Origin of the sequence: Thalassospira sp. MCCC 1A01428 (assembly GCF_002115825.1) — a bacterium.
Classification (GTDB): domain Bacteria; phylum Pseudomonadota; class Alphaproteobacteria; order Rhodospirillales; family Thalassospiraceae; genus Thalassospira.
In genome coordinates, this window is sequence record NZ_JFJZ01000004.1 from 16353 (window position 1) to 31498 (window position 15146).

The 15146-nt window shown below is 52.9% G+C and carries 15 protein-coding genes; 9 read left to right on the top strand and 6 right to left on the bottom strand.

Going from position 1 to position 15146, the window contains the following annotated elements; genetic code table 11:
- Positions 1–45: 45 nt before the first annotated feature.
- Both THS27_RS04495 and THS27_RS04500 read right to left on the bottom strand, forming a co-directional pair.
- Positions 46–1230 carry an NAD(P)/FAD-dependent oxidoreductase gene (locus THS27_RS04495; protein ID WP_085588304.1) on the bottom strand — a complete coding sequence of 395 codons (1185 nt, stop codon included), beginning with the start codon at positions 1228–1230 and terminating at the stop codon, positions 46–48.
- Positions 1231–1367: 137 nt separating this feature from the next.
- The gene (locus tag THS27_RS04500; RefSeq protein WP_085588306.1) at positions 1368–2471 is read right to left on the bottom strand and encodes a GGDEF domain-containing protein; all 1104 of its coding nucleotides are present in this window, start codon (positions 2469–2471) and stop codon (positions 1368–1370) included.
- A 326-nt stretch (positions 2472–2797) separates the two neighbouring features.
- On the opposite strand from THS27_RS04500, the gene THS27_RS04505 reads away from it, so the two are divergent.
- Positions 2798–3727, top strand: a complete 930-nt coding sequence (locus THS27_RS04505; protein WP_246832854.1) for a tetratricopeptide repeat protein — start codon at positions 2798–2800, stop codon at positions 3725–3727.
- A gap of 95 nt (positions 3728–3822) precedes the next feature.
- On the opposite strand, the gene THS27_RS04510 is transcribed toward THS27_RS04505, so the two are convergent.
- Positions 3823–4497 carry a D-lyxose/D-mannose family sugar isomerase gene (locus THS27_RS04510; RefSeq protein ID WP_085588310.1) on the bottom strand — a complete coding sequence of 225 codons (675 nt, stop codon included), beginning with the start codon at positions 4495–4497 and terminating at the stop codon, positions 3823–3825.
- A 319-nt stretch (positions 4498–4816) separates the two neighbouring features.
- On the opposite strand from THS27_RS04510, the gene THS27_RS04515 reads away from it, so the two are divergent.
- The 3 genes from THS27_RS04515 (at position 4817) to THS27_RS04525 (ending at position 7586) form a co-directional block, all read left to right on the top strand.
- Entirely contained in the window at positions 4817–5542 is a 726-nt protein-coding gene (locus THS27_RS04515; protein ID WP_085588750.1) for an SIMPL domain-containing protein, read from the top strand.
- A 165-nt stretch (positions 5543–5707) separates the two neighbouring features.
- Positions 5708–6664 (top strand): rRNA large subunit pseudouridine synthase E, encoded by a 957-nt coding sequence (locus tag THS27_RS27315; protein WP_085588312.1) that lies wholly within the window; start codon positions 5708–5710, stop codon positions 6662–6664.
- Between the two features lie 7 nt (positions 6665–6671).
- The gene (locus THS27_RS04525) at positions 6672–7586 is read left to right on the top strand and encodes a 23S rRNA (adenine(2030)-N(6))-methyltransferase RlmJ (protein WP_085588314.1); all 915 of its coding nucleotides are present in this window, start codon (positions 6672–6674) and stop codon (positions 7584–7586) included.
- A gap of 72 nt (positions 7587–7658) precedes the next feature.
- Here the strand turns inward: THS27_RS04525 and THS27_RS04530 are convergent, their stop codons facing one another.
- Together THS27_RS04530 and THS27_RS04535 are read right to left on the bottom strand one after the other, a co-directional pair.
- The gene (locus tag THS27_RS04530) at positions 7659–8363 is read right to left on the bottom strand and encodes a ChrR family anti-sigma-E factor (RefSeq protein ID WP_085588316.1); all 705 of its coding nucleotides are present in this window, start codon (positions 8361–8363) and stop codon (positions 7659–7661) included.
- Positions 8360–8950, bottom strand: coding sequence for a sigma-70 family RNA polymerase sigma factor (locus tag THS27_RS04535; protein ID WP_246832836.1), 591 nt, complete (start codon positions 8948–8950; stop codon positions 8360–8362). Before THS27_RS04535 ends, THS27_RS04530 begins: the two co-directional genes overlap by 4 nt.
- Positions 8951–9182: 232 nt before the next feature.
- Between THS27_RS04535 and THS27_RS04540 the strand changes: the two genes are divergently transcribed.
- Genes THS27_RS04540 through THS27_RS04560 form a run of 5 tightly spaced genes read left to right on the top strand, consistent with a single transcriptional unit; the run spans position 9183 to position 14739 of the window.
- Entirely contained in the window at positions 9183–10508 is a 1326-nt protein-coding gene (locus THS27_RS04540) for an NAD(P)/FAD-dependent oxidoreductase (protein ID WP_210402821.1), read from the top strand.
- A complete protein-coding gene (locus THS27_RS04545) occupies positions 10509–11345 on the top strand; it encodes a DUF1365 domain-containing protein (RefSeq protein WP_085588320.1) in 837 nt (278 codons plus the stop codon). It begins immediately after the preceding gene.
- Positions 11346–11350: 5 nt separating this feature from the next.
- Complete coding sequence (locus THS27_RS04550; protein WP_085588322.1) at positions 11351–12670, top strand: cyclopropane-fatty-acyl-phospholipid synthase family protein; 1320 nt, start codon at positions 11351–11353, stop codon at positions 12668–12670.
- A gap of 34 nt (positions 12671–12704) precedes the next feature.
- Positions 12705–14153, top strand: a complete 1449-nt coding sequence (locus THS27_RS04555) for an MFS transporter (RefSeq protein WP_085588324.1) — start codon at positions 12705–12707, stop codon at positions 14151–14153.
- 31 nt (positions 14154–14184) lie between these two features.
- The gene (locus tag THS27_RS04560) at positions 14185–14739 is read left to right on the top strand and encodes a DUF3833 domain-containing protein (RefSeq protein WP_085588326.1); all 555 of its coding nucleotides are present in this window, start codon (positions 14185–14187) and stop codon (positions 14737–14739) included.
- Here the strand turns inward: THS27_RS04560 and THS27_RS04565 are convergent.
- Complete coding sequence (locus THS27_RS04565; RefSeq protein WP_246832837.1) at positions 14705–15124, bottom strand: nuclear transport factor 2 family protein; 420 nt, start codon at positions 15122–15124, stop codon at positions 14705–14707. The genes THS27_RS04560 and THS27_RS04565 overlap by 35 nt on opposite strands.
- Between the last annotated feature and the right edge of the window lie 22 nt (positions 15125–15146).

Consider the following 15146-nt stretch of genomic DNA (forward strand, 5'->3'; position numbering starts at 1 on the left):
TGGCCTGCAAAGAAAGGAATTACACCCATTGCAAGGAGCAATGAATTAAACCACCTGCCCCGCACACCAGCCCGATGACCATGCCCACTGGAAGTTAAATCCGCCCAGATGGCCGGTAACATCAACAACTTCGCCGATGAAGTAAAGCCCCGGTGCCTTGCGGCTTTCCATGGTTTGCGACGATAATTCGCGGGTATCGACACCACCCAGTGTAACCTCGGCGGTGCGGTATCCTTCACTGCCCTGGGGGGCGATCTGCCATTGATTAACGTCGCTTGCCAGTTTGCGCAGCGCCTTGTCGCCGGTTTCGCCAATCGGCCGTTCCAGGCCTTGTTTTGCGGTAATATATTGGGCGAGGCGGTTGGGCAACATACGTGACAGCACGTTATGCACCATCTGTTTCGGTGTTTCTTCCTTGGCCGCTTTTAACAGTTCAAACGCATCCTGCTCGGGGTTCAGGTTGATCTGGATGGCTTCGGCTTCACGCCAGTAGGATGATATTTGCAAAATGGACGGCCCGCTTAACCCGCGGTGGGTAAATAACAATCCCTCGCGAAAACGGTTTTTTTGATGCGCAACAATCGCATCCACCGAAATGCCAGCCATCTGGCCCAGGTCGGCGCGTGTATCAGGGTCGAATGTCAGCGGTACAAGGGCCGCCCGTGTCGGAATAATTTCAAGGCCAAACTGGCGGGCAATTTGATACCCAAAACCGGTGGCGCCAATTTTGGGGATCGAAAGGCCGCCACAGGCAACCACCAGCGACTGACAATGCCATTTTGCACCGCTTTGCGATGTTACAAAATATCCGCCATTCGGGGCCGCTTCTATTTCCTTGATGGTGGTTGACAGTTTGATTTCAACATCGACATCGTCACATTCGTCCAGCAGCATATCGATGATTTGAAACGAACTTTCGTCGCAAAAAAGCTGGCCCAGTGTTTTTTCATGCCAGCCAATATTGTATCGGTCGACCAGGGCAATAAAATCGTGCTGGGTATAACGTTTCAGCGCGGAAACGCAGAACCGTTTGTTTTGCGAAATGTAGTTTTCCGGTTTGGCATGCAGATTGGTGAAATTACAACGCCCGCCGCCTGAAATGCGGATTTTTTCTGCCGGTTTGTCGGCATGGTCAATGACCATTACCGAACGGCCCCGATTGCCTGCTTCGATGGCGCACATCAGGCCTGCTGCACCGGCCCCAATAACGATTACATCCAGGTTTTTCACGGACGCTCAATTCTTTTCTGTCATGACATAAATGGAAACGGCCTGCTTATAGGCTGAAATTGCCTTCCTGTCAGCCTTTGCGCCCTGATATGGCAACATAGTTCGCAAAAGGGGTGGTTGGCGGCACGGGGGCGGGGTCAGGCGGGAATGCTTTTGGGCGGCCGAAAATCGCTGTCGCGGGTAAGGGCAGGCTCGGACGCGCTGTTTTTAGCGGCAAGCGGCATTCTTGCTGGTATCGCCAAAGGTGCTGTCTGGGCCGGAATTTCTTTTAAGGCATCCTCGGTTACAACACAGTTACGGCCTTGTTGCTTTGCCAGATAAAGCGCCTGGTCTGCCCGCTGGATCAGGCGGCCCAACGGTTCGCCATACTCAAAACAGCCAACACCAATAGAGACGGTGATCCGTTCTATTGCTGATCCGTCGATTTCGCTAATGACATCCTTCTGGCGCACATTTTGGCAAATAATTTGTGCCAGTCGCCGGGCGCTTTCAATGTCGGTTCGCGGCAAAATAACAGAAAACTCTTCGCCACCGTATCGGGCCGCTGTATCGCGACCCTTGATATTGTTGCGCAATGTTTGCGCAAGCAAGCGAATAACCTGATCGCCGATCTGATGGCCATAGGTGTCGTTAAACTGTTTGAAATGGTCGACATCAATCATCAGCAGGCACAACGGTGTGCCGGTTTCCATTGCTTCCATGGCCCGATTGCGCAATTGCTGATCAAACATTTTACGATTGGCGATGCCGGTCAGCGGGTCGGTCATGGCTTCGCGGCGCATTTCTTCCAGATCCTGGCGCAAGCGCGAAATTTCAGACGAAACCGTATCGTCGCTATCAAAGGCATTTTCCAGTTCCGGCGCAGCCTCCAAACTTAACCCGCTATCCTGCGCATGGGCCGAGTGCGTATCGGTTATGTGCGGTGGCGGTGCATCGATCAGGCGGGAATGCAGAGGTGGGTTTTGCCCCATGCCGGGAACATGATTATTCGTTGTCGGGCTGATCGCCTGCGAACCAAAAAACCGCTCATACAGGTAATGGCAGCGCAACGGGTCAAATTCCTGATGATTGGACCGCAAAATATCAATGGTTTGAGTGAGTTCGGCACTGGTGCCCGACAGGTAATGATAAAACAGCGCATAATTGGCGGGCGTCGGCGCGATATCCAGACTCGAAAGCAGCGCGACAGTTTCCCGTGCAACCTTTCGTGCCTGTTTTAATGCGTCGACATGTTCATTCATCAGTCATGCTGTCCTGAGCGTTTTCCGCAAAATCGGGTAAAAGCCGCATCACACACGAAGCCGGAACCTTGCACGGTTCCCAGTTTGATCCCGGACGATTGCATGTAGGTACATGGGTATGTGAGGCACAGAATTACTAAAAAGAAATATAGTATTTCCCATCCTTTGTATAGGTGCCGGGGGGCCGGTTTTGTCTTGATTTGGGTCAAAATCGGCAAAAAGGTTTGATCCGTTTAAAAATCAGGCAATTATAGCCTCTACAAACAGGTTTGCAGAAAATTGGCAAATCAAGAAAAACAACCGGGAGGATCAGGGTGTTGGCATCAGTGCGCGCAAAACTAATGTTATTGTTGGCATTAATCGGTTTGGTGGTAGCGCTTCCTGCCCTTGCACAACAGGTATCGGAACCGGCCGCAGGCGAGTCTCCTTCGCAAATTGTTGATTTGCGTAAAGTGACAGCCGAGGAACGCAGCAATCTTCCACCGTTGATGGAACGTTATCTGCTTGATGAAATCAAATCGCTTCGTACCGACATGCAGGGCATGCGCACCGATTTGATGCGCGAAGTGGTTAACCGCCAGCTTGAAGCAATCGATAAGGCGATCAGCTATTCGTCAAACACAGTTACCTATTTTTTCTATTTTGTCGCGGCTGTCGGCGCCTTGCTGACCATGCTGGGGTGGCAATCGTTGCGCGAGCTTAAATCCAGTGTGCGTTCGCTTGCCCATACCGAATTGCGCCGACTGTCAGACGAATTTGAAACACGGTTGAGTGCGCTGGAAGAAGAACTGCGTCAGAAAAGTCAGGTGATTAACGACAATCAGCGCGAAATCGAGCGAACCCAAAGCCTGCATGCCTATTGGTTGCAGGCCAACCAGGTGACCAATCCCCGTTCCAAGATCGAGATTTATGACCGGATGCTGGAAATGTCGCCCGGTGACCCGGAAGTAATGGCCTATAAAGCCGATGCCGCCCTGATGCTGGGCGAACGTGACTGGGCCTTAAGCCTGTGCAATCGCCTGTTGGCCGAAGCCCCTGAAAGCGCTAACGGCCATTATCAGCGGGCTTGTGCAAATGCCGGGCTTGGCTTTCGCGAGGCCGCCCTGGCCGATTTGCACCGCGCTGTGGAACTGTCCGATGCCATGCGCCAGCCGGCATGGTCGGAAGTGGAGTTCGAAGGCCTGCGCGACATGCCGGAATTTGCCGAAATACTAGGGCCGCGCAGCGAAGGTGATAGCACACGCCCCGCCGAGTAACCTGTTTCCGAGCACGCTGTTTGCCCAAAAAACACCACCCGGAATATGCCCGGATGGTGTTTTGTATGTCGGGCAGATCAAATAGATCGACCGAATTATTTGCCCAGTTCGTTCCACAACGGGTGGATCGGGGCTTCGTCTTCGTCAATTTTGGTAAAGCGGGCGTCGGTATCGAAGAAATAGTTATCGGCCAGATCATCATTGACCTGTGAAACTTCACCGACAATTACAGCACCCTTGCCTTCTTCGCCGTAAAAACGATGCACCATGGTGCGCGGCAGGGTAACGCTTTGCCCCGGTTCCAGCACAATTTTGCCCCCGGCAGGCAAAATATTCAGTTTGCCATCGGTGCGGACATGTACATCGCTGTCCTTGTCCATCTCGCCATCTTTGGTCAGGTTATAAAGTTCAACCACCAGGTTGCCGCCACCACGCACAATGATGTCTTCCATCTTGACCTTGTGGTAGTGCCACGGGCATTCCTGATTTTCGCCAACAATCATGATTTTTTCGGCATAGGGGACTTCGCCCGGTTGGCGCAAAATGCCATTGCGCAGGCAAAACAGGATCAGCCCGCGCTCGGCAAAGCGGCCTTCGCCGTAATCGGTAACGTCCCAGCCCATCTGATGGTCGTTGCACCATTTTGCCAGATCAGGCTGTTTTTCCCATTCCTCGGGCGAAAAGTGGGCCCATTCAGGCAAACGAAAAGAGATGGAATTGTAAAGTTCCTTGGCGTGATTGATGCAGGCGTTGATTTCTGACCGGCGCATAAGGGCATTCCCCGAAGGTTGTTGTGCAATAATGGATGGCCATTTCGGGTGGCAACATCCACAAAAAGATGCGTGGTTTTAACATGACCAATGGTTTTGTGCGACGAGAATTTGAATGCATTCAACCCTGACGAATTACAATCAAAATTTGACCATCATTGGCAGGTTTAGTCAGTATATAGTTTTAATTAACGCGGGTCAGCCTTTGGCAGGGCAGGCGGGTGGAAATTACAGGTTACCTGTTGCTGCCCGGGCAAGTTTGATGTGACCTGCATGTTGCTAAAAACATGATTATAAAACAGAGGGAATGGACCGCGATATGGGCAAAATTTCGGGTGTTATTGCCGCTTTGTTTGTGGCTGCCGGTCTTGTTGGTGCAGGGGCTTTGGTTGGGCAGGGCATAGTCAATATGCGCGCCCTTGACCGTTATGTCACCGTCAAGGGGCTGGCAGAACAGGACGTAAAAGCTGATCGCGCCGTGTGGCCCATTACCTATGTTGCGACCAATGATGTGTTGCAAACCGCACAGAAGAAAATTGACGACGACACCGAAATTTTACGCAAATTTCTTGAAGATCACGGCATTAAACGTGATCAGACGGAACTGCAAAATTTGCAGGTAACAGACCAGTTGGCCCAAAGTTATCGTTCTGGTCCGGTGGAAAGCCGATATATCGTAAGTCAGACCGTACAGGTGCGTTCCGACGATGTGGATGCCGTTGCCAAGGCGTCACAGGATATTGGCAAACTGCTGCAAAATGGCATTGTTCTAGGCGGCCAGGGGTATAATGCCGGGCCAAGCTATATGTTCACCAAGCTAAACGATATCAAACCGGAAATGATTGCCAGGGCAACGGCCAATGCACGTGAAAGCGGGCAGCAATTTGCCAAGGATTCTGGCGGTAAACTGGGCGGTATTCGCCGGGCGACCCAGGGGCTGTTCCAAATTCTGGCGGCAGACGGTGCGCCAAATTCGACTGAATCCAATCAGATCAATAAAACGGTTCGGGTCGTCACGACGATGGAATATTTGCTGGAAGACTAGACCTGTTATGTTGCGCTGGGCTGTGTGAGGTAGCATTTCGCTGCAATGATTTGTTTTACGCCCGTTTGGCCCGCTGTTTTGCACTGGCAATCGGCGACGGGTCGGGCGTAAAGTTTTATCTGCCCGGATTGACTTGTCGGCAAAAAGCGGTTTTATGCGGCACTTATGGCGCGCTTGATTTTACTTAATAAACCCTATGGGGTGTTGACCCAGTTTACCGACCGCGAAAACGGGCGGCAGACCTTGGCCGACTATGTCAATTTACCAGGCGTTTATGCCGCAGGAAGACTGGATCGCGATAGCGAAGGTTTGTTATTGTTAACAGATAACGGGCCGCTAAACGCACAAATTGCCCACCCCAAATATAAAAAGACCAAAACCTATTGGGTGCAGGTCGATGGCGAACCCGATGACGCTGCCCTGAATGCCCTGCGCAAAGGGGTTATGCTGAAAGACGGTATGACATTACCAGCCAACGTGCGCCGGATCGACGAACCAACCCGATTGTGGGAGCGTGACCCGCCAGTGCGGTTTCGCAAATCCATTCCAACAAGTTGGCTGGAACTGATCATTTCCGAAGGGCGGAACCGTCAGGTGCGCCGCATGACAGCTGCGGTGGGGTTTCCCACCTTGCGGCTGGTGCGCTATGCCATTGGCGACTGGACGCTGGATGGACTTTGCCCGGGGCAATGGCGTGAAATTGATGTTCCTGCCCCGAAATCACAGCCGCGTTCCACCGCGGGGAAAGTTTCGTCAGGGCGACCTTCTTTTAAGGCCGCAGGCGGGGCATCGTCCGATGTTTCATCAGGTTCCAAATCAGGTTCCAAATCAGGTTCCAAATCACGTGCGACATCACAATCGTCTGCGCGGCCCGTGGCCCGGCCTTCGGGTTCTTCTGCCGGGCGGCTCGACACGGTGGAAAACCGGCGGGTATCAAAATATAAAAGGCAGCCTTTTTCGCGCCAGGAAAACCGCCAGGCCGATGGAAAAGATGCCGGTTTGAACGATGCAGGTGCAACCCGTCCCCCGCGGCGTGGTAACAGTGGCCTGCCGAACACAAAATCAAAAAACAAACGGCACGAAGGCAAGGGGCGGCCTGCCCGCCGCCCAACAAAGGATTGATCAGGATATGCTAAGCTATCTGCACGGATTTCATGCCGGAAATTTCGCCGATGTTCATAAACATTCGGCATTGGTGCTGATTTTGGCGCACCTGCAAAAAAAGACCAAACCGTTTTGCGTAATTGATACCCATGCCGGGGCAGGCTGGTATGATTTATCAAGCCTGCAGGCCCAGAAAACCGGCGAATGGAAAGGTGGAATTGCTGCGGTGCAGTATGAAAATCAGGTGCCGGTGGCAATGGTGCCGTATCTGGATCTGATTGAAGATTTCATACCGGAAAATCGTGGATTTTCCGGTGATTCCGGTGCGGAAGGTGACGTGGGCCCGGATGGTGATACATATCAGGAACCGCCACTTTATTATCCGGGATCCCCCTTTATTGTGCAGAAAATGCTGCGCGAAAATGACCATTTGGCTATGATGGAGTTACATCCGCGCGAATACGAAACACTGGACCGCCGCATATATCATGATCGCCGGGTAACCCTGCAAAAACGCGACGGGTATGAAGGGTTGGTGGCCATGGTGCCACCTGCCATTCGCCGGGGGCTGGTTCTGATGGACCCCAGTTACGATGTGAAGCAGGATTATGCCCGTGCGGCACGGTCGATTATTGCGGCCCATCGTCGCTGGGCAACGGCAACATATATGCTGTGGTATCCAATTCTCGAAGACGGGTTTGACCACGAATTGCATGCTATGTTTCGCGAAATCCCGGCGGCCGGGGGCGTTTTATGCAGCGAAATTGCCGCCAGTCACGGTGGTGGCAAGGGGCGGATGCTGGGATCGGGCCTGCTGATTGTTAATCCGCCCTATCAACTTGATGAACAATTGGCAGACATTGGCGAATGGTTGCGCGATGTGGTGCATTTGCCTGGCCCCGGTGTGCATTTTCAGGACTGGCTGGTGAAAGCCCAATAAAAAAGCACCAGCCCCTGATATTGCAGGGCTGGTGCAGTCGGCAAGTAAACTTTCATCGGTCAAACCGGCATGTTACATCCCGATAAAGGGTTGCAATAATTTGGGCAAAATACCGTTGAATTTAAGCGGTGCATCGGTAGCGATCAGGCAAATGCAATCTTCGGCGGTGTCGGCAATCGGCTGATGATCGATATCATCGGCCAGATCGGCAACATCCCCCGCGCGAAAACGGCCCACATCATCGATATAGGATCCCTTCAGCAGCAGGGTCATTTCGTGCCCGCCATGCCCGTGATCGGGAATGCTAACACCTGGCGCAATTTTAAGCAGCCGTACCGTGCCCCTGGTTTGCACCGATTTTAACGGAAAATGCTTTACGCCCGGCGCCAGCGAGCGCCACGGAATGTCTTCCAGCGATAAAATGTTATCGGGCAACAGGCTTGCCAGCGGGGTTGGAAGCGATGGCACCGCACTGCCGGTGATGCTGCCGCCAACGGCCACGCGGCGCGGCATTTCTACCGGTGCTGTGCGGGCGTTCTCATTGGCACTTTCCTGCTCTATCATTGCCATAACATGGTCCAGTGCGTCGCTATCCATGCTCAGGCTTTGATTGTCGTTCAGCATGGCGCCGCCGCAGGCTTCAAATTCGGCAACCTTCTCGCGGCAGTGCGGGCACAAGGTCATATGGGTGGCAACGACCAGTTCCATGGCCTGCGATAACGATCCGCCGGCATAGGCCAGCAGCGTTTCATCGGTTGGGTGATGTTTGATATTCATGCCACACCTTCCAGTCCACTGCGCATTTTACCCAGCGCCAGTCGCAAGCGTGACTTTACCGTACCTAGCGGAATTTTCAGCCGCTCGGCAATTTCGCTATGCGATATTTCTTCAAAAAACGACAATTCTACGACCACTCGTTGATCCTGTGGAAGTTCGACCAGGGCTGCCTGTATCAGGGCGGCCTGTTCGCTTTGATTAACGAGTTCGTCCGCAATCGGGCTTTCGTCAACAATCAGCGTTGGGTCGCTTTCATCCACTTCGATATGTTTGCGTTGCCGTAACCGGTCGATCCGCAGGTTACGGGCAATGGTAAAAATCCATGTGCTGGCCGCGGCTTTTTGCGGGTCAAACAGATGGGCCTTGCGCCAAACCTGCATCATTGATTCCTGTGCAAGTTCCTCGGCCATTTCCTGTGTGCCGGCAAAGCGAAACATATAGGCCTTAACCCGCGGCCCAAAATGGGCGAATAGCCGGGCAAATGCTGCCCGGTCGCGAGAGGCCGCAACCGCAACAATCCAGTCGGCATACTGACGTGCTTCTTCCGGGTTGGCCGGGGCGCGTCGGTTTGTCGCTGTGCCGTTCATATGTTTCCCTGGCCCTTCATCGGACCGAACCACGACATTGTGCATCATAAGTCGAGATACGGTCTTTGTTATCTGTTGGATCATCCGGGTTGAAAGATTTGATCATCGCCCCCTAATTAATTGACGGGCATTGCATTTTTTTGATCCGGATAAACGAATTGCTCGTAGTCATATGTAATCTATACCAACAAACTGCAAGCAGGCACAAAGAATGAATGGCACCGGTTCGAGAATGAAAATCGCTATTGTCGGTTCCGGTATTTCCGGCCTGTCAGCAGCGTGGCTTTTGTCAAAACAGCATGACGTCACCCTGTATGAAAAAGACGACCGCCCCGGAGGTCATTCCAATACTGTCAGTGCTGCTGGCACCCCGGTTGATACCGGGTTCATCGTTTATAATACTGCCAGTTACCCAAATTTATGTGCCCTGTTTGATCATTTGAAAGTGCCAACTGCGGCAACGGATATGTCGTTTGCCGCGTCTCTGGATCAGGGCCGGATCGAATATGGCGGTAGCGACCTTGCCAGCCTGTGTGCGCAAAAACGCAATTTGTTGCGGCCCGGTTTCTGGGCCATGATCCGCGATATTTTGCGGTTCTATCGCGAGGCACCGGCGGTTTTGCAAGATGCCGATGCCGGGTCGCAAAGCCTGGGCGATTATCTGGCCGCCAACCGTTATAGCAAGGCCTTCATCAATGATCATTTGCTGCCCATGGGCGCTGCCATCTGGTCAACGCCGGTGGATATGATGCTGGCCTATCCTGTCGCGGCCTTTGTGCGGTTTTGCGATAATCATGGTTTGCTGCAAATAAAGGATCGCCCGCAATGGCGCACGGTTGTCGGTGGATCGCGCGAATATGTAATCCGAATGATGGCAAGTATCGGCAATGTGGTGCTGGACCGTGCGGTGGCCGAAGTGGGGCCAACCGCCACGGGAACGGGTGCCTTTGTGCAGGACCGCTATGGCCAGCGTGATGAATATGACCACGTTATTCTGGCCTGTCATGCCGACCAGGCGCTGGCGATGCAAAGCGCCCCGGATGCCGCTGTTGCCCGGCTGCTAGGTGCATTTCGCTATGAACGTAATCTGGCGATTTTGCATAATGACCCCGCCTTGATGCCGAAAAACCCCAAGGTGTGGTCGAGCTGGAATTACCTGCGCCAGACAATCGGCGCCGAGGAAAAAGTATGTGTGTCCTACTGGATGAACCGCTTGCAGCATATTGATGAAAACCAGCCGCTTTTTGTGACGCTGAACCCGCCAGTCAGCCCGCGTGATGGATCGGTTATCCGGTCGTTTTTGTATGACCACCCGGTGTTTGACAATGGGGCCATGGCTGCACAGCGCATGTTGTGGAACATTCAGGGCACGCAAAATATCTGGTATTGCGGCAGTTATTTTGGCTATGGCTTTCACGAAGACGGTATTCAATCGGGCCTTGCTGTGGCCGAGGCCGTGGGCGGTGTGCGGCGCCCGTGGAATGTTGAAAATGAAAGCGGGCGTATTCATGTTTCCCCGCTTTTAAAAGCCCCCCGCAAAAACAGCGAGGCGGCATAAATGACAGTGACGGGCGCAAAACAGGGTGGTTCGGCCTTGTATGAAGGTGTGGTCACGCATCACCGCCTGCGTCCGCGTCAGCACCGATTGCGGTATCGGGTGGTGTCGTTTTTGTTCGATCTCGATGAAATTGATCATTTAAGTGCACGGTTAAAACTGTTTAGCCGTAACCGGTTTAATCTGTTTTCGTTTCATGACCGTGATTTTGGCGGGGACGGTACGGGCGTAAATATTCGCGCCCGTATCACGCAAATGCTGGTTGAAAATAACCTGGCCGATTGTGCCGCCCGGGTCGATCTGTTGTGTTATCCGCGTATTCTGGGTTTTGTGTTTAATCCGCTCAGCGTTTATTTTTGTTACCGCAAAAATGGTGATCTGGGTGCGATTTTACATGACGTGTCAAACACGTTTGGCGACCGGCACGGATATTTGATTCCGGTAACATCGGGGTGCCACGACACCAAAGGTATTGTGCATCAAAAATGTGCCAAGGAATTTTATGTATCACCCTTTATCGGCATGAAAGCCGATTATCGTTTTCGTATCAAACCACCACAAGATCGTGTTGCGGTTTCCATTGCCGAAAGCGATGACGATGGCCTGTTTTTAAACGCGGCCTTTGCCGGGGACCGCCGTGCGTTTAGCGACCGGAACCTGTTTTCTGCATTCATTCGTTATCCGCTGATGACCTTGAAGGTGGTAGCCGGCATTCATTGGGAAGCCCTTCATTTGTGGCGCAAGGGATTTACCTTTTACAAACGTCCAACCCCGCCGCAACACCGTATTACGTTTATTACACCCGGCCCGTCTGTCGTCCCTGATGCAGGAAAAAGGTAAACGCCATGCCTGATCGTTCCCGGCCCAATTCAACACTTGCCCGTTCATTGCGCGACCGCATTTTACCGCTGATCAGCAGTGTTGTCCGGCCCAAATCAATGCTGGAACGCATGCTGGTGCGGGTTTTGTCGCATTTGCATTACGGGCGTTTGGCACTGGTTTTGCCCGATGGACGGACGTTGAATTTTACCGGGCGTGAACGGCTTGATTTGCATGCTGTGCTTGATGTGCGCCATTGGCGCGCCATCCGCAAACTCGCCACCGGGGGCGATCTGGCCTTTGCCGAGGCTTATATTGATGGTGACTGGCGCAGCCCTGATTTAACCCGTTTGATGCAGCTGGCTATCCTGAACGAACCCATTGTGCAGGCCCGGTTTGCCGCCGGATTGATTTCGCGGCTGGTGCATCGGCTGGCCCATTTGCGTAATGCCAACACAATTGAGGGTTCGCGGCGCAATATTTCCTATCACTATGATTTGGGGAACGAGTTTTACCGTCTGTGGCTGGACCCCGGCATGACGTATTCTTCGGCGTTATATCGCCATGACGACCAGCCGCTGGCGGATGCGCAAACTGCCAAATATACCCGTATTTGCGAATTGGCGGCATTGATGCCCGGGGAAAAAGTGCTTGAAGTCGGGTGCGGCTGGGGCGGGTTTGCCGAAATGGCGGCGCAAAATTATGGTTGCGATGTAGAGGGTTTAACCCTGTCGCAGGAACAGCTTTCCTATGCTGAAATGCGCTTGAAAACAGCCGGGCTGGCGGACAAAACCAACATGGTATTGCGCGATTACCGCCATCAGGAAGGCCAGTATGACAAACTGGTATCCATCGAAATGTTTGAAGCGGTGGGGGAAGAGCATTGGCCGACCTATTTTGATATGATTCGCAACCGTTTGCGCCCTGGTGGCAAGGCGGTGTTACAAATCATTACCATTGATGAAAGCCGGTTTGATGGCTATCGCGAAGGGGCTGATTTTATTCAGCGTTATATCTTCCCTGGCGGTATGTTGCCATCGCCAACAGCGTTGAAAGAAGCGGTTTTTGCTGCGGGGTTAAAGGTGCAGCATTCGGAATTTTTCGGTCAATCCTATGCCCGCACCCTGGCCGAATGGCAGCGGGATTTTCAACATAATTGGGAAGCGATCGCCAAGCAGGGGTTTGATCTGCGTTTTAAACGGATGTGGGAATATTACCTGTCCTATTGCCAGACCGGGTTTGAAGCCGGAACCATTGATGTCGGCCTGTTCGTGATCACGCATGACGATCAAAATGACCGGGGTCTGCCGGCAGGCACAGGCCATGGCATAAACGCATCAAGATAATCATAATCAGGCACGAAAAAGGGAGCTGTTTTAAATGACGCGACAAAACCGTCTGCTTCCCTTGATCTATGCGTTACCCGCCCTTGCTGCGGCCATCCCGACCATTCCGGCCTATGTACTACTTCCCAGTCTTTATGGGGACACACTGGGTTTGGGCTTAACCCTGACCGGGCTGGTATTTTTTGCCATTCGTTTGATCGATATGGTGACCGACCCTTTGGTGGGCTATTTGTCCGATCGTAGCCAGTCGCGCAAACCCTGGGTGGCGGGCGGGGCCGTGGTTGCCGGTATTGGGATCTGGTTTTTGTTTAATCCGCCGCCTCATCCAACGGCGTTTTATCTGTTCGTTTGGGCCAGTGTGCTGTTTGTCGGCTGGACGATGTTTCAAGTTCCTTATCTGGCGTGGGGGGCAGAACTTTCGGGCGATTATAAACAGCGCAGCCGAATTAGTGCATGGCGTGAAGGGGCCGGTTTAATCGGCATTTTATGTGCGGGCGGGTTGCCGGTGATATTGGCGGTGAACGGCGCCCTGGCACAAACCGGCATGCTGGCAACGGCAAGTATTGTGCTGGGGGCGGTAACTGTACCCCTTGTTTTGCTGTTTGTGCCCGATATGCTGCGCAACAAAAGGAACAGTTCCGATCAGCTGGCGCGGGCCCCGGTGCAGAGGGCGGCGGAGCCAACGGGTACTTTGACAGCCACGGGTTTGACGGACATTCAGGCATTGCCGTCCTCTGCGGGGCATGGGCCAGGGGGCGCCGTGGTTTCGCCATCGCAATGGCAGGGATTGCGGCAAAATCGCCTGTTTGTCCGCCTTTTGGCAGCCTGGCTGATTAATGGTTTGGCCAATGGGCTCCCTGCCGTTTGTTTTCCATTATTTGTTAAATACGGCCTGGGGCTGGGGCAAAGTGACCAGAATATATTGATTTTGCTTTATTTCGCCTGTGCGGTGGTCGCAATGCCGGTATGGGTCATTGCCAGCGGGGTTATGGGCAAACATCGTGTGTGGTGTGGTGCCATGATCATGGCAATCGTTGCGTTTGCCTTTGTTCCGGTTCTGGCAAGTGGCGATTTTGGTGGGTTTGCAATTATTTGTGCCGTGACAGGGGCGGCGCTGGGCGCTGATCTGGCCCTGCCTCCGGCCATTCAGGCCGATGTTGATGACTGGGACAAATACCGGTTTGGCGCATCGCGTACCGGGCTTTTGTTTGCGCTGTGGAACATGACCAACAAGCTGGCCATGGCGGTTGCGGCCGGGGTGGCATTTCCTGTGTTGGGTTTTCTGGGCTTGCTAACGGCGGGGGGCGGAGGTGCTGACGATGCATCGCCGCAACATCCTGCAGCATTGACAATGCTTTTGGTGATCTATGCCGTGGTTCCCATCGTATTGAAAATTATGGCGGTTGCAATGATGTGGCGGTTTCCGCTTGGTGTCCGCCAGCAGTTCGCGCTGCGACGGCGTCTTGAACACCGCAGAAGGTGAAAGTCGCAATTTTAGCAAAAGGAATAACGGGATGCTGCGGTTGGGGTTGGCCTTTTTTATGGTCGTTTTTATCAGTGGGTGCGGGGCGATGAAACCACAGGATTTTGCCCAGAAAGAACCGGCATTTGATGTTTTTGCCTATTTTCAGGGGCACAGCCGTGCGTGGGGTATTTTTGAAGACCGGTTTGGCAAGCTGCGCCGCCAGTTTACCGTTGATATTAACGGCGTTGTCGAGGACGGGGTTTTAATCCTGACCGAAGATTTTGTGTATGACGACGGCGAAACCGATCAGCGGGTATGGAAAATTAGTAAAACTGCCGATCACGAATATGAAGGTACGTTTGACGAAATTGTCGGTATCGCCAGGGGCGTGCAATATGGCAATGCGTTGAACTGGAACTACGATATGGATTTAAAGGTTGGCGATGGCACCTGGCGCGTCAGTTTCGACGACTGGATGTTTTTACAGCCGAATGGCGTATTGGTTAACCGCGCCCGGGTGCGCAAATGGGGGGTGGAAATTGGCGAAATATCGCTGTTTTTTGCCAAACCTAATGCGCAACTTTTTTCGCAAGCCGCCGAATGATCCAACCCAGAACCGGGATGCGAGCATAAAATTTACTGCCGGAATCCCAATGGTCGGTATGGCTGGCGATCAATGTGCCATCGGCGTTAAAGGTAACTTCGGACATACCGGTAAATTCCCATTGACCGATAACAGGAACCTTTGCTGAAAAATGCCAGCGTAAAAACCCCATATCCTGGCATATCATTTGATGGCTGATGGCAAATTGTGCATTTTGCGCATCTTCAAACATTTTCCCCATATAGGCACATAACGCATCATGCCCGTTGAGGGTTGTAAACGGGTCGGTAAAGCAGATATCGGGCGTGGTAACATCACGCAGGGCGTTAAGTGTGCCGGGTGTCAGGCGGGCATAAACATCGGCATAGTTTTGCAGTGTTGTCATCCGGGGATCATTTGGCGCGGGA

Excerpts from the sequence above, each read along its gene's own strand:
- THS27_RS04560 (WP_085588326.1), top strand. The coding sequence starts at position 14,185 with ATGCTGCGGTTGGGGTTGGCCTTTTTTATGGTCGTTTTTATCAGTGGG.
- THS27_RS04555 (WP_085588324.1), top strand. The coding sequence starts at position 12,705 with ATGACGCGACAAAACCGTCTGCTTCCCTTGATCTATGCGTTACCCGCC.
- THS27_RS04500 (WP_085588306.1), bottom strand. The coding sequence starts at position 2,471 with ATGAATGAACATGTCGACGCATTAAAACAGGCACGAAAGGTTGCACGG.
- THS27_RS04515 (WP_085588750.1), top strand. The coding sequence starts at position 4,817 with ATGGGCAAAATTTCGGGTGTTATTGCCGCTTTGTTTGTGGCTGCCGGT.
- THS27_RS04525 (WP_085588314.1), top strand. The coding sequence starts at position 6,672 with ATGCTAAGCTATCTGCACGGATTTCATGCCGGAAATTTCGCCGATGTT.
- THS27_RS04530 (WP_085588316.1), bottom strand. The coding sequence starts at position 8,363 with ATGAATATCAAACATCACCCAACCGATGAAACGCTGCTGGCCTATGCC.
- THS27_RS04545 (WP_085588320.1), top strand. The coding sequence starts at position 10,509 with ATGACAGTGACGGGCGCAAAACAGGGTGGTTCGGCCTTGTATGAAGGT.
- THS27_RS04540 (WP_210402821.1), top strand. The coding sequence starts at position 9,183 with ATGAAAATCGCTATTGTCGGTTCCGGTATTTCCGGCCTGTCAGCAGCG.
- THS27_RS04535 (WP_246832836.1), bottom strand. The coding sequence starts at position 8,950 with ATGAACGGCACAGCGACAAACCGACGCGCCCCGGCCAACCCGGAAGAA.
- THS27_RS04565 (WP_246832837.1), bottom strand. The coding sequence starts at position 15,124 with ATGACAACACTGCAAAACTATGCCGATGTTTATGCCCGCCTGACACCC.
- THS27_RS04550 (WP_085588322.1), top strand. The coding sequence starts at position 11,351 with ATGCCTGATCGTTCCCGGCCCAATTCAACACTTGCCCGTTCATTGCGC.
- THS27_RS27315 (WP_085588312.1), top strand. The coding sequence starts at position 5,708 with ATGGCGCGCTTGATTTTACTTAATAAACCCTATGGGGTGTTGACCCAG.
- THS27_RS04510 (WP_085588310.1), bottom strand. The coding sequence starts at position 4,497 with ATGCGCCGGTCAGAAATCAACGCCTGCATCAATCACGCCAAGGAACTT.